Annotated in this window: 14 protein-coding genes; 9 read left to right on the plus strand and 5 right to left on the minus strand. The window is 43.0% G+C overall.

What is annotated here, in order from left to right; genetic code table 11:
• Positions 1 to 163 precede the first annotated feature (163 nt).
• From JGK14_RS15785 to JGK14_RS15800, 4 genes are all read left to right on the plus strand, one after another.
• On the plus strand, positions 164 to 1,723 hold the full coding sequence (locus JGK14_RS15785; protein WP_293190227.1) for a bifunctional aminoglycoside phosphotransferase/ATP-binding protein: 1,560 nt from the start codon (positions 164 to 166) through the stop codon (positions 1,721 to 1,723).
• An 87-nt stretch (positions 1,724 to 1,810) separates the two neighbouring features.
• On the plus strand, positions 1,811 to 2,134 hold the full coding sequence (locus tag JGK14_RS15790) for a hypothetical protein (protein ID WP_293156260.1): 324 nt from the start codon (positions 1,811 to 1,813) through the stop codon (positions 2,132 to 2,134).
• A 406-nt stretch (positions 2,135 to 2,540) separates the two neighbouring features.
• Complete coding sequence (locus tag JGK14_RS15795; protein WP_293190229.1) at positions 2,541 to 3,335, plus strand: YdcF family protein; 795 nt, start codon at positions 2,541 to 2,543, stop codon at positions 3,333 to 3,335.
• 352 nt (positions 3,336 to 3,687) lie between these two features.
• Entirely contained in the window at positions 3,688 to 3,924 is a 237-nt protein-coding gene (locus tag JGK14_RS15800) for a hypothetical protein (protein WP_293156254.1), read from the plus strand.
• Positions 3,925 to 4,094: 170 nt separating this feature from the next.
• On the opposite strand, the gene JGK14_RS15805 is transcribed toward JGK14_RS15800, so the two are convergent.
• A complete protein-coding gene (locus JGK14_RS15805) occupies positions 4,095 to 5,075 on the minus strand; it encodes an ABC transporter ATP-binding protein (RefSeq protein WP_325315267.1) in 981 nt (326 codons plus the stop codon).
• A gap of 110 nt (positions 5,076 to 5,185) precedes the next feature.
• On the opposite strand from JGK14_RS15805, the gene JGK14_RS15810 reads away from it, so the two are divergent.
• Positions 5,186 to 5,374 carry a hypothetical protein gene (locus JGK14_RS15810; RefSeq protein WP_293182371.1) on the plus strand — a complete coding sequence of 63 codons (189 nt, stop codon included), beginning with the start codon at positions 5,186 to 5,188 and terminating at the stop codon, positions 5,372 to 5,374.
• Positions 5,375 to 5,519: 145 nt separating this feature from the next.
• On the opposite strand, the gene JGK14_RS15815 is transcribed toward JGK14_RS15810, so the two are convergent.
• Positions 5,520 to 6,449, minus strand: a complete 930-nt coding sequence (locus JGK14_RS15815; protein WP_293197109.1) for a phosphoribulokinase — start codon at positions 6,447 to 6,449, stop codon at positions 5,520 to 5,522.
• Positions 6,450 to 6,614: 165 nt separating this feature from the next.
• Entirely contained in the window at positions 6,615 to 6,797 is a 183-nt protein-coding gene (locus tag JGK14_RS15820) for a hypothetical protein (protein ID WP_293182375.1), read from the minus strand.
• Between the two features lie 367 nt (positions 6,798 to 7,164).
• Here JGK14_RS15820 and JGK14_RS15825 point away from each other — a divergent pair, with 367 nt between their 5' ends.
• Positions 7,165 to 8,298, plus strand: a complete 1,134-nt coding sequence (locus JGK14_RS15825) for an adenylate/guanylate cyclase domain-containing protein (protein WP_293182377.1) — start codon at positions 7,165 to 7,167, stop codon at positions 8,296 to 8,298.
• Positions 8,299 to 8,887: 589 nt separating this feature from the next.
• Here the strand turns inward: JGK14_RS15825 and JGK14_RS15830 are convergent.
• Positions 8,888 to 9,145: a hypothetical protein gene (locus JGK14_RS15830; RefSeq protein WP_293156235.1), complete on the minus strand. Its 258-nt coding sequence runs from the start codon at positions 9,143 to 9,145 to the stop codon at positions 8,888 to 8,890.
• Between the two features lie 219 nt (positions 9,146 to 9,364).
• Here JGK14_RS15830 and JGK14_RS15835 point away from each other — a divergent pair, with 219 nt between their 5' ends.
• The 3 genes from JGK14_RS15835 to JGK14_RS15845 all read left to right on the plus strand — a co-directional run bounded on the left by JGK14_RS15835 (position 9,365) and on the right by JGK14_RS15845 (position 12,555).
• Positions 9,365 to 11,770 (plus strand): GAF domain-containing sensor histidine kinase, encoded by a 2,406-nt coding sequence (locus JGK14_RS15835; protein ID WP_293182379.1) that lies wholly within the window; start codon positions 9,365 to 9,367, stop codon positions 11,768 to 11,770.
• Between the two features lie 84 nt (positions 11,771 to 11,854).
• On the plus strand, positions 11,855 to 12,046 hold the full coding sequence (locus tag JGK14_RS15840; protein WP_293182381.1) for a hypothetical protein: 192 nt from the start codon (positions 11,855 to 11,857) through the stop codon (positions 12,044 to 12,046).
• 110 nt (positions 12,047 to 12,156) lie between these two features.
• Positions 12,157 to 12,555 carry a hypothetical protein gene (locus tag JGK14_RS15845; protein WP_293182383.1) on the plus strand — a complete coding sequence of 133 codons (399 nt, stop codon included), beginning with the start codon at positions 12,157 to 12,159 and terminating at the stop codon, positions 12,553 to 12,555.
• Positions 12,556 to 12,633: 78 nt separating this feature from the next.
• On the opposite strand, the gene crn3 is transcribed toward JGK14_RS15845, so the two are convergent.
• Positions 12,634 to 12,963, minus strand: a complete 330-nt coding sequence (gene crn3 / locus JGK14_RS15850; protein ID WP_293182385.1) for a CRISPR-associated ring nuclease Crn3/Csx3 — start codon at positions 12,961 to 12,963, stop codon at positions 12,634 to 12,636.
• Between the last annotated feature and the right edge of the window lie 68 nt (positions 12,964 to 13,031).

The following is a 13,031-nucleotide window of genomic DNA, read 5'->3' on the forward strand; positions in this document are numbered from 1 at the left end:
ACACTAACTATCAACTCTATAATAAATCGGATGAAAGTCAATATCCTTGCATCCCCAAATCCAAATCCTCAATCCCCAATCCCCAATCCCCAATCTAAAAATCCCCAATCCCCAATCTAAAAATCCTCAATCCAAAATCTAAAATCTAAAATCCAAAATCGATATGACTTGTCTCCCACCTCTGATTCAGCAGATGTTGCAGCCCGGGTTTTACCCGCACGGGGTGACAGAACCAGTGCAACTAATTCAGACTCACATTTCCTTTGTCCTGCTGACTGGAGATTATACTTACAAAATCAAGAAGCCAGTCGATTTTGGCTTTTTGGACTATTCGACTGTGGAGAAACGGCAGCATTTCTGCATCCAAGAATTGGAAATGAACCGACGCACAGCACCGGAAATTTATCTCGAAGTTTTGCCAATTATTCAAAGTGGCGATGCGTTTCAATTTGGCAGTAATTCACCAGATGTAAATCCCACCCAAGTTGCTGTAGAATACGCGCTTAAAATGCGGCAGTTTCCTCAAGATTCACTGTTGCTCAGTTTGTTGGAACACGGACTATTGACCGAGCAAATTATGGCAGACTTAGGGCGCGAAGTTGCTAGGTTTCACAGCAGGGCAGTTAGTAATAGCTACATTCGCAAATTTGGCGAAGTCACTCAGATTCGTACAGCAATAGATAACAACTACCGGATTTCCCAAAAATATATCGGCGGGCCGCAGACTGCGAGTCAATATCGGGAAACTAAAGATTATACTGATGCGTTTTTTGATGAAAATCAAGACTTGTTCGAGCGACGGATTGCTAACAATAAAATTCGCGAGTGTCACGGAGATTTGCACTTGCGGAACATCGCTTGGTGGCAAGATAAAATATTGCTGTTTGACTGCATTGAATTTAACGAGCATTTTCGCTTTGTGGATGTCATGTACGATATTGCTTTCACCGTCATGGATTTGGAATCGCGGGGGCGCAGAGATTTAGGAAATGTTTTTCTCAATACTTACGTCGAACAAACAGGCGATTGGGAAGGACTGCAAGTGCTGCCGCTGTATTTGAGCCGTCAAGCTTATGTGAGAGCAAAAGTAACTTCGTTAATGTTGGACGATGAAGCGGTTTCTACTAATGAAAAAGCACAGATTTCACAGAGTGCCGCTCATTACTACAAACTGGCTTGGGAATACACAAAGCCGCGCTCGGGAAAGTTAACTTTGATGTCTGGTTTGTCTGGTTCTGGGAAAAGTACAGCGGCTCGATATTTGGCCCGCCACACTGGGGCGATTCACATTAGATCCGATGCTGTTCGCAAACATTTAGGGGGAATTCCTTTAAATGAACGCGGTGGTCAAGATTTGTACTCGGATGAGATGACGGCACGGACTTATGGTAGATTGTTAGAGTTGGGGATAATGCTGGCTGACCGAGGTTGGGATGTGATTTTAGATGCTAAGTTCGATCGCCAAAACTGGAGAACCGATGCGATGAATCTGGCTCAATCCCACGGCTTGCCCCTGCAAATCGTTTACTGCACCGCACCAATGGCAGTATTGCGACAACGACTGCAACAGCGCAGAGGCGATATTGCCGACGCCACAGCAGAACTATTGACCTCGCAGCAAGCAGAAGCAGAACCTTTTACACAATTAGAGCAAATTTCTCTAAACGTTGTAGATACCGCACAAGACTTAGATGTACAATTAAATTTGATTTGTGGGAAGTAGTTGGAGTGCGATCGCCCGCGATGAATTTCATTCTCTGCTAATATTGTCAATATCTTTCTGTATTATTACAAAAATAACTTGCAGCTCATGGCAAAATTTAACGGAGACTCCAAGGGGTTTAACCCCGCGCTGATCTGGTTCGTGTTGTTTACCGTTGGGTTTCGCTTAGTAGGATGTAGTCTGCCCGTGAGTATTGGCCTTGGTGTCCTCGGCGGCGTGGCAGCAGGCTTAATGGTTGCTTGGTGGCACAATGAACTACTACTCAACCCGAATACACGTTCCAAGGAGAAAACCTCGGATGCTATCCTCAATAAAGAAGTCGTGGAAGTAGACGGGCATAAATACAAAACCTCCCGGCGTGAGCCTACTTCATTCTTTGACTGGCTATCAGAGCCTGAGGATCGTCGCTAGCACCGATTTGTTTTTAGTATTGAGTTTTGAGCTTTAATTTTAACAGTGTAAACTTCAAAACTCAATCATAAAAATTAAACTTTTAGACCAAAATAGTTAGCAGATCCCTGCCACTCCCAAGCTTGCCTATTTTAAAAATATAGCGGTTCTCAGAAAGATGAAGTACGTTGTTGGGCTTTAGCCCTCTGAGTTTATCTGAGTTTAGTGGTTATATAAGCTGTCAGTCATACCTCATCTTTTTGAGAAAAGCCATATCTGCGTTTATCTCGGTACATCTGCCTTTAATCTGTGGTTTTCTTATTAATAAAATCTTGGCAATAACTCTACCAATTCCCAATGCCCAATGCCCAATGCCCAATTCCGAATTCCGAATTCCCGCTAACGAGCAATTTTAATTACTTCCTGAATGTTTGTATTTCTGTCTAAACTTTTACCGCTGTTTATTTATCCTTTGGGGTTCAGTTGCCTGTTAATGATGGCGGCTTTAATCGTGCTTTGGAAGCATCCCAAATGGGCGGCAGCACCAATGGCTGGGGCTCTAATTATTTTACTGCTTGGGAGTAGCGGTTGGGTGTCAAAATCGTTAGTGCGATCGCTCGAATGGCAAAATTTACCAACCGCCGAGTTCCCTCAAGCTGAAGCGATTATCGTGTTGGGTGGCGGTGTGAAAGCAGGACTAGCGCCCCGCCCTTGGGTAGAATTGGGGGAAGCGGGCGATCGTATAATATACGCTTCCCGACTTTACCGTCAAGGCAAAGCTCCCCTGTTAGTGCTCAGTGGCGGTAGAGTAGATTGGAAAGGTGAGGGCTCTCCCGAATCGGCAGATATGGCAGAAATTGCCCAAACAATGGGCATACCGGCATCAGCAATTCTGCAAGATCCCGATTCCCACAACACCTATCAAAATGCCGTCAACGTGCGGCAAATCTTAGACGCAAAAAACATCAAAAAGCCCGTTTTGCTAGTGACATCGGCGATGCACATGACTCGATCCCTCTTGATTTTTCAGCGCCAGGGAATAAAAGTAATCCCAGCACCAACAGATTTTCAGATAACCCAGCAGGATATCGCCACATCTCAAAGCAACGGGCTAGCATTCGCCCTCGACTTATTGCCGGATACCTATTATCTACACCAATCTACTAAAGCTCTAAAAGAATACATCGGCTTAATCGTATATCGCCTGCGGGGATGGCTTTAATGGATTTTAGATTCTGGATTTTGGATTTGGGATTGCAGAATTTTAACTAATATCAAGCAAGAACAATCAATGCAACAATATTGATGATGATTATTGTGGGATGGGCGTCCCGCCCGTCCAGAGAGGACGGGCGTCCCGCCCATCCCACGAACTTCTGTAAATTATTTAATTTGCGATCCTAAAAATCTACCCAGCGACGCACCAGCACGACAATCTCTGAATAAACCAACTCAACGCACGATTTTTTATAAATCTTATAAATTCTAAAATCCCAAATCTAAAATTCGAGGATTTAATGTGTTAACTTAAAGTAATCACACCAAATATTTGCCACAGTCGCCCCCAAACAATTATGTTGCCCCACGAGCTACAAAACATTGTCCCAGAACCGACTCCAACGGCTGAAATTTTTCAGAGACATCAAGTTGTCCGTGAGTTTTATGACGAAGTTAAATACCGTCAAGAATTTGAGCTTTATTGCCAGTGGTATTATGCTACAGCCAAGCAGCACCAACAAGAATTGCAGAAAATGCAGGGAGATTTTAATATATTCGCTTGGTTCCGTCGCGGACATACTCCGGGCACGTAAAAGCGCGGGGATTCTAAGGTCAAACTGCGATTGCATGGCCTGTCTAACATCACCTAACTCGGGCGGTTGATGCCAAGAAAAACAAGCAAGTTATTCTTGGCAGGGTTTTCATCCTGTCCATCGATCGGATCTGGCCTCGGCGGTAGCCGTTTTCAACAAATATCCCTATTTCAACTGCTCGAATAAATACCTCTTTCTTGCAGTTGCTGAATAAAAAACTCTTCCAAAGAAGGCTTAGCCAAATTCATCCCAATTAGCTGCCCTCCCATCGCACTCAAATTTGCAATAAAGTCCTTCGGATGTCCCTGCAAATGACCGTACCATAAATCATTATCAACTTCCATATCCGGTATCCATTTTTGCAGAATATTCAAATGGCCACCCTTACCTTGAACTCGGTAAGTTTTAGTATTACCCAAAAGTTCATCGATCGCACCAACACAGATTAACTCACCGCGAGCCAAAATTGCCACCCGATCGCAAATCTTCTCCACATCCGAGAGTACGTGCGAATTAAAAAAAATCGTTTTCCCTTGATTTTTCAGCGATAAAATTATCTCCCGCATCTGATAGCGCCCCATCGGATCTAAACCAGACATCGGCTCATCCAAAAATACTACATCGGGATTGTTAATCAAAGCTTGAGCCATGCCGATCCGTTGCAGCATTCCCTTAGAATACTGGCGCAACTGTTTTTTAATTGCCGCCGATTGAGCTAGCCCAACTAAATCTAGTAAATGCGGAATTCGCTGCCGCTGAATCGAGGGGGGGATTTGAAATAAGCCCGCCGCAAATTGCAAAAATTCCCAGCCCGTGAGATAATCGTAAAAATAGGGATTTTCTGGCAAATAGCCGACTCGTTGCTTCACAGTGCGATCGCCCAAAGGCTTCCCCAACAACAGCGCCCTGCCAGAAGTCGGCCGCACTATCCCCAGCAAAGTCTTCAGCAGCGTAGTTTTCCCCGCTCCATTCTGCCCTAACAGCCCGAAAGTTTCCCCCTCAGAGACAGTCAGAGTGCAATTTTTGAGCGATTCAATCTTTTCGTTCATCCAGAAGCCAGTACGGTAGAACTTCCCCAGATCGAATGTTTGCACCACTGGGGTAGCCCCTGGCATCTGGGTGGAAGTTGGCGCATCTATAACAGGTTCCATTTTCGTCATAAAAATAAGTAGCACCTGATTATATTGTATTGCATAAGTCTCTTAATAATTGCTCCATTTAATGTTAAACTAAGATTAGCTGCACTTAAATTTTTCTGAATATGGAACGTTCAAAAATTATTGCTATTATCACCGGCGTCATTTCTGTAATCCTAGCAGTTGCCTACCTGCTGCTCGTCACTCTCCTCGACTTCCGAGGCGAAATGGTTCCCGCACCTCAAAGTCAGTTGCCAGTATCGCTGCAAGTTCAGCAATTGGCGACAGTTAATCAGACTTTGCCCTCACATTAGTTATTGGTTATTGGTTATTGGTTATTGGTTATTGGTTATTGGTTATGGCAATAATAACTAACAACCAACAACTGCCAACTGCCAACTGCCAACTGCCAACTGCCAACTGCCAACTGCCAACTGCCAACTAACAACTAACAACTAACTAATACACATGAATTGCTTTCATCATGTGATATGCAACTAGCAACTGCGTCAAAGCTAGCGGGTAACTTTGCAAAACTTCGCCAGTTGTGCCGATTAGTTTGCCAATTTCCGGGTTGCCTTGGGCACTGCAAAATCCCCGCAGGTGGGGCATTTCGTTGCACAAAATCTTTTCCAGTTCGTTTACTTGTTCGCTCGTAGCGTGGGAGTCTACTTCTAAAACATCTACTGGTTTCCCCATATCGCGATCGAGTCCCAAACGAATGGCCGGTTTAAAACTATCGCTGCCTTGAGCTAAAATCTCAGTAAAATCAGGGTGAGGAATTGTTGGTCTCAGGACTAAACGCACGCTCAAATTTGATTCTTTGTCGGCTTCTGGCGGGTAAAAACTAACTACAACATCGGCAAATTTGCGCTGGGGGCGAATATAATTTTCTGAATCCGGTTCCCGCTTTTCCATTTCTGCAAGTACCTGTTCTTCAGTATAACCGCGCTTCATAATATCGCGCTTAACTTTCCACTGAGTTCGCAACTCTTCTGGGGGAGCAAGATACACTTTGACATCGTAAGAATCGCGGATGGTTCGGGTTGAGTAACCCAGCAAACCTTCAACTATTACAAATTTTTCTGGCTTGATGTATTCCGGGGGATCGAATGTACCTGAGTGGTGGTTGTATATGGGTTTGAGAATTGCTTGACCTGTACGCAGCAGGCTGAGGTGCTGCTGCATGATGTCGAGGTAATTGCAGTCGGGATGCAGTGCTGTGAGCCCGATTTCGGCGCGCTGCTGTCTGTCATACCTATGATAGTCGTCTGTGCAAATCACAGTGACATTTTCTGGCCCCAATACTTGGGCAATTCCCCGCGTCAGGGTGGTTTTGCCTGCTGCGCTGTCTCCGACAATACCGAGAATGATTGGTCGATCGCTCATTGTTGTTACCCCGACGGACAATAGCAAATTTTTTCTGAATCTTAAATCTTATCAAAATTGTACTCGATCCGATCGCTAATCGCATGGTTTGACTTGCTCCCTTCCCGAGTTTCCCCATGTGTAAAATTATTGTATTATTTCTTAATAAAATGTGGCACCAGAGACTCAGGGATGATATGACGAAAAAATCACGCCCATTTCTCGATCGCCCGCCATGTCGATCGTACTTTTAAATCCAGCTATACTAAGAATTTCGGGAAAATTAGCCCCGCCAACTGTGCCAGTAAGTCCATGAGTGTAGTGTAAATTGCAACAGCGGTGGGAATAGTGCGATATGTTTGTTTTCAAAACGGGTACCAAGCAGTCAATCAACTTACCAGTCAATCAATCTACATGGAGGGCGATCGAATTTACCCACAACATGAAGTTTTTGGCAAAGCTTTTGTTGTGCCTGACAAATTAGTATACATTTGAGTCAAGGAGGCATTCGTACATCAAAAATAGGGCCAATCGCTCTTTCTCCCTGCTTCAACAAGTAGTTTCATGAAAAAAAAGATTTCGATGCACCGTGCGTAAGTTTTGAATTTAAACCAATCTTATAGCGGTTCTCAAAAAAGTGAGGTATGCCCGATGCCCGATGCCCTATCCCCGATGCCCATGAGTACCTCATCTTTCTGAGAAAGGCTATAAGTTTAACTAACTTCCTAGCAAGCTGATGAATCAACTATCTTTTGAAAAATTCAGGGGCAGTATTTTAATTATTGACGACACTCTTAACAATTTAAGTTTACTGGAGCGAATCTTGTCGAAAAAAGGCTATGAAGTACGACTTGCATCTAGCGGCCAACGGGGACTCGAAGCTGTGGAGTTGACTCAACCTGACTTAATTTTGCTAGATATTATGATGCCTGGGATCGATGGCTATGAAGTTTGCAGTCGCTTGAAAGCTAGCGATCGCACTCGCGGCATTCCCATTATTTTTCTGAGTGCTTTGGTAGAAGTTTCTCATAAGGTGAAAGCCTTTAATATTGGCGGGGTGGATTACATTATTAAACCTTTTGAAGCAGTAGAAGTGCTAGCTAGGGTTGAAAATCAATTGCGGCTGCGGGAATTAGAACTGCAACTTACGCATAAAAATCAGATGTTGCAGCGGGAAATTGCTTCTCGGGAAGAGGCAGAAATTGAAACGCGGTTGCTCTTGGAAACAACCAAATTTCAGAAAGAAGAAATTGAAGAATTGCTCTTAAATATTTTGCCTAAACCGATTGCCGATCGCTTGCAGGAAGGACAAAGCATAATTGCTGACAGCTTTTCGGATGTCAGCGTTTTATTCGCTGATTTGGTGGGATTTACAAATTTTGCATCTCAAAAAAGTGCGGCAGAAACGGTGAAAGTTCTCAATCAAATTTTTAGTCAATTCGATCGGTTATCGTTAGAGCACGGTTTAGAGAAAATCAAAACTATTGGTGATGCTTACATGGTAGTCGGCGGTTTGCCCCAACCGCAAGAAAATCACGCAGAGGCGATCGCCCAAATGGCACTCGATATGCAAGCTGCTCTCGCTAGCTTCAATCTCAAACACAATCAAACTTTTAGTCTCCGCATTGGGATAAATATTGGTGGGGTGGTGGCGGGAGTCATTGGTTTAACTAAATTTAGTTACGATTTGTGGGGGGATACAGTGAATGTTGCTCACCGGATGGAATCAAACGGTATTCCGGGAGAAATTCAGGTGACTGCTGCGGTTTATGAGCGTTTGAAAGATAATTTTTCCTTTAAAATGCGCGGTGCTGTTGAAATTAAAGGTAAAGGAGAAATGATGACTTATTTGTTGCTCGGGCGAAAGTAGTCAGTAGTCAGTAGTCAGTAGTCAGTAGTCAGTAGTCAGTAGTTAGTAGGGGCGGTGCCCCCGTGCCCGCCCTCTTAGTAGTCAGTTGTCAGTTGTTATTTGTCAGTTGTTATTTGTTGGTTGTTATTTGTTGGTTGTTATTTGTTGGTTGTTATTTGTTGGTTGTTGGTGATAATTAATAACAACCAATTCCCGATGCCCTCTTTGGCCGATGCCCAATGCCCAATTTCCAATTCTCATATATTAGATTTACTGAACATTAACAAGTATTTTTAGGCACACTGCATTGGCGCATTAATACGCAAGACACCAGTGTTTTGCGTTCATATAAGGCATTTAATATTAACCGCAGAAACTTATACGTAAGTAATTAACTCTAATCCCGATCGTCCCAGTATAAAATACTATTCCGTAGTAGATCAGTAGAATTTTAGCTCGAAAGCTCGAAAATTATGCTGTTTATGCCCTAAGATAGATACACTAACTATTTTCAACTTAATTCCTGGCTTGGGGTCAGCCAATATGGATGCAACAATAGATGCAGTACATTTGACTGCGGTAATGCCTGGAGATCGCCCGATCGCGAATTTTACACCGATTTATCGAACCGCTTTCGGGGCTGTGGGCGATTGAAACCGCTAACCCGCCTGTAGCAAACTCTTGTAGTTTCCCGATCGGCGCGAAACGACCAAAAATCTAGATATTCCGGGCGCAATTCCTGCCCGCAGTATAAAAACCTACGCCCGCAGTTACCGATTTGTTGTGGACTTCTGCGAGGCGGTTGTGCCAGAATGCGATCGTCGAGTTGCATCGCGTGACAGTTAATTGCATCGCTCGAAATAGTCATCAAGCAAACAGATATTCCAGGACGAAATCGAAAGGAGGTCAGTTATTTTAAAATATATGAAAGATTCCTATCTGGGAAGTTTTATTTATAGTAACCTGCCAGATAAAACGGAATAAATCTTAGCACAAATAGACGCCGGATCGGCAATAAATTCCAGCCGCAATCCGAAGTAGTTAGACAGGGAGATACCAACAAGATTCATGGGAAAGTTGTGTTGTAATGCTAGTAACTATGATGCACGAATTTTACGATGCGCTGGCAGATTTAGCAATCTATGAAGATGCCGCACCGACAAAGCGAAAACAAATCCTAAAACGTGTTTTTGTAATTCAAAAAAACCTCAAAGAATTCGCGCAGCGTAACCCGAATAGTCACCAGCACAAATTAGATCTGGTTGAAGCAGAATGGCTTCGCGTTTTTGGGAAGACTACAGAAGCAATGGAACTTTACGATCGAGCTATTGCCGGAGCTAAAGCTAACGATTTTTTGAATGAAGAAGCTCTTGCTTGCGAACTCGCTGCTAAGTTTTACCTGTCATTGGGAAGAGAAAAAATTGCTACAGTCTACATGATAGACACCTATGATTGCTATCTGCGCTGGGGAGATCGAGCCAAAATTGATGAATTAGAAAAATGCTATCCTCAATTGTTGTCAGCGATTTTGCAGCCTGCTAAACTCGCTACAGATTCATTAGCAACCTTCGCGATACCTGTCAAACAAAATCAATCTGTACCTTCATTGATGAATCCGTCTGTGTCGGCGACAGTCTCAGATTTTGGGAATTTTTCAACTCTGCTAAAAGCTTGTCAAGCGCTTTCTAGTGAAAGAGATCTCGATCAACTAATTGCCAAACTGATACAACTGGCGATGAGAAATACAGGCGTTGACAAAGGAGTGCTGATTTTGCAAAACGGCAATCAATGGGAAATTGCTGCTGCAAGAGCGATCGACAATTTGGGTGTCGATCGAGCGATCGACTTATCATCCGCAACACTCGATAAAAACAGCGATATCCTGCCCCTAAACATTGTTGATTGCGTTAAAGAATTGTTAAAACCTGTGATTTTGCGGGACATTCCTCAACAATGTGATTGGGAGTCCGACTCCTACATCCTCAAATACCAACCGCAGAGCCTGTCGTGTTTGCCGATTCTCGATCGAGACAAGTTAGTCGGCATTTTGTATCTAGAGAATCTGTTAACTGCAAGAGTTTTTACGCGCGATCGGCTGCAATATCTCAATCTCCTGTGTTCTCAAGCAGCCATCAGTTTGTCAAATGCTCTGCTATATAAAAATTCTCAGGATTACAGCCAAAAATTAGAGCGAATGCTAACAAAAGTCAGCCGAACAGAAGTTCAGCTTGCCGAGCAAAAACAAATGCTGCAAGCGATTCTTGATGTCGCTCCGATTTGGATTTGGATGGTTAATCCTCATGGAAAAGTACACTTTTTCAACAACACTTTTTGTCAAGATATCGGTGTGCCTCTCTCCGCTTTACTAGCTGTCGAACATTACAAAGATATACTCGGAGAAAATGCAGCGAATTGCCTGGTTTCAGATGCAGCCTGTCTTGCCCAAGATTCGCCACATTACTCCAACGAAACTCTAATGTTTGTGGACGGCAAACTGCACTATTTAGAAGTCACAAAAGTGCAGTTAAAAAAATCCGATGGCGAGAGGATCGGGATTATTGGTTTGGGTGTTGATGCCACCGAGCGTAAGCGAGCACAGGAACTTTTGCAAGAGCAAAATCAGCGCCTCGAACAAACTTTAAAAGACTTACAACAAACGCAACTGCAACTCGTACAAAATGAGAAAATGTCGGCTTTAGGTAATTTAGTTGCCGGAGTCGCCCACGAAATTAACAATCCGATTGGGTTTATTTCGGGCAATTTAAGTGAAGCTAAAAGAAGTTTCGGGGATGTAATAGAACACTTAGAATTGTATCGCTCTGATGCACCCAAATCGGAAATTGCGAACCATGCCGAAGAGATAGATATCGATTATCTCTTGGAAGATTTACCGAAGATGATTAATTCCATGCAAGTCGGGTGCGATCGCATTTCCAGCATCAGCACCAGTTTGCGTACATTCTCCCGAGGCGATAAAGACTACAAAGTTCCTTTTAATATTCACGACGGCATTGATAGCGCTATTTTGATTTTGAAACACCGTCTAAAAGCTAACGAAAATCGCCCGCAGATTGAAGTGATAGCTAAATACGGTAATATCCCTAAAATTGAATGTTTTCCCGGTCAATTAAATCAAGTTTTTATGAACTTACTTGCCAATGCGATCGATGCCTTAGAAGAGTTAAATATTGGACGCACTTTTCACGAAATTGCTGTCAATCCCAACCGCATCACGATTTGCACTAATTTAATTGGGGAAGATTATATTATAATTCAAATTGCTGATAACGGAACCGGGATGCCAGAAGAAGTAAAAAAACAGATATTCGACCATTTGTTCACGACAAAAGCTGTCGGGAAAGGAACGGGATTGGGGTTGGCAATTGCCCATCAGATTGTGGTAGAAAAACATGGCGGCACTATCGAGGCGAAGTCCCAGTCTGGAGTTGGCACTGAGTTTGCGATCGTTTTGCCTGTGAAAGTGAAAGGATAAATATTAATTAAAATTAAAGGTTTTTTGGGCGATCGCGTGATAAAATATAATTTTACCACTCTATTTTATTAGAGGGTCTTTTCAATGCCCTACAGCCAATTTAGGCTCGAACAAATCAAGTCAGAATTTGGAATAACTTTTTGCGAGCAATTCGGACTGTTTGCAGAGATTCCAGAAGCTACCTACAGCCAGTTTTTATCAGAAACCCTAGAGTACAATATTCCGTTAGCTCTGGCGATTAACTCGGACAAATCTCGATCGGAAATGATTGTATAGCCTTTCTCAAAAAGATGAGGTATGACTGACAGCTTATATAACCCTTAAATTAAGAGGGCTGAAGCCCAACAACGTACCTCATCTTTCTGAGAACCGCTGTAGCGCCAATTTTGATTGAACTCAGAAAACAATTTGACAATCGAATAGCTTTATTTTCCGGTAAAGATTTTACGGTAGATAGCCTGAGAGGTTTAAACGGATTTTGCGATTTCCTGATTAGCCAATCGCCGGAACAGTTAATTATCGAAGCGCCGGTTATTGCTTTAGTCGAAGCCAAAAATGATAATATAGAATCTGGTTTGGCTCAATGTATGGCTGAAACGATCGCAGCTCAATTGTTTAACCAACAAAAAGGCAATGAAATTAAGAAGGTTTACGGAGTTGTGACAACGGGAAGTCTCTGGAAATTTATGCAGCTAGAAGAACAAACTATATCGATCGATATCAATGAGTATTTTGTGGGCAATCCTGGCAAAATTATCGGTATTTTGAAAAGTTTTATCGAATAACGTTGTACAATTTGTTTGTAGTGAGGACTTTAGTCCTTCTATGGATGCGGACTGAAGTCCTCACTACGAACCAAATTACTAAGTTGGTAAGTTCAATTTGATTATTTGTCCCACTGATACTTCGTGCTTATGAGTTGCTACTACCACGGCGCCTTCTAGTCGCGGATCGTAACATCCAACCCAAGCAGCAGGATGGCATTCGTGCACTAAATACCCGTACAGCCAAATTGCTCCTCTACCTTCAATGACAATTCCTTGGCTGAATTGAACATTTTGAGGGATTTTCAAACCTTGTAAATCATCTGGTATAATAATACCGTCTTGAGTAGTAATTCGTAAGCGTAAATGTTGGTAGGCTAAACCGTCTTGAGTTTGATTGGGGATTATTGTTAATTCAATAGGATTCATTGGATGCAAAAATGTTGAATGTTTTTACAGAATCATATCATGTCCGATAGCATGGGCGGGGGCGGGTT

Source organism: Microcoleus sp. PH2017_28_MFU_U_A, assembly GCF_020738035.1.
Taxonomy (GTDB): Bacteria; Cyanobacteriota; Cyanobacteriia; order Cyanobacteriales; family Microcoleaceae; genus Microcoleus.

Excerpts from the sequence above, each read along its gene's own strand:
- JGK14_RS15785 (WP_293190227.1), top strand. The coding sequence starts at position 164 with ATGACTTGTCTCCCACCTCTGATTCAGCAGATGTTGCAGCCCGGGTTT.
- JGK14_RS15790 (WP_293156260.1), top strand. The coding sequence starts at position 1,811 with ATGGCAAAATTTAACGGAGACTCCAAGGGGTTTAACCCCGCGCTGATC.
- JGK14_RS15795 (WP_293190229.1), top strand. The coding sequence starts at position 2,541 with ATGTTTGTATTTCTGTCTAAACTTTTACCGCTGTTTATTTATCCTTTG.
- JGK14_RS15800 (WP_293156254.1), top strand. The coding sequence starts at position 3,688 with ATGTTGCCCCACGAGCTACAAAACATTGTCCCAGAACCGACTCCAACG.
- JGK14_RS15805 (WP_325315267.1), bottom strand. The coding sequence starts at position 5,075 with ATGGAACCTGTTATAGATGCGCCAACTTCCACCCAGATGCCAGGGGCT.
- JGK14_RS15810 (WP_293182371.1), top strand. The coding sequence starts at position 5,186 with ATGGAACGTTCAAAAATTATTGCTATTATCACCGGCGTCATTTCTGTA.
- JGK14_RS15815 (WP_293197109.1), bottom strand. The coding sequence starts at position 6,449 with ATGAGCGATCGACCAATCATTCTCGGTATTGTCGGAGACAGCGCAGCA.
- JGK14_RS15825 (WP_293182377.1), top strand. The coding sequence starts at position 7,165 with ATGAATCAACTATCTTTTGAAAAATTCAGGGGCAGTATTTTAATTATT.
- JGK14_RS15830 (WP_293156235.1), bottom strand. The coding sequence starts at position 9,145 with ATGACTATTTCGAGCGATGCAATTAACTGTCACGCGATGCAACTCGAC.
- JGK14_RS15835 (WP_293182379.1), top strand. The coding sequence starts at position 9,365 with ATGCTAGTAACTATGATGCACGAATTTTACGATGCGCTGGCAGATTTA.
- JGK14_RS15840 (WP_293182381.1), top strand. The coding sequence starts at position 11,855 with ATGCCCTACAGCCAATTTAGGCTCGAACAAATCAAGTCAGAATTTGGA.
- crn3 (WP_293182385.1), bottom strand. The coding sequence starts at position 12,963 with ATGAATCCTATTGAATTAACAATAATCCCCAATCAAACTCAAGACGGT.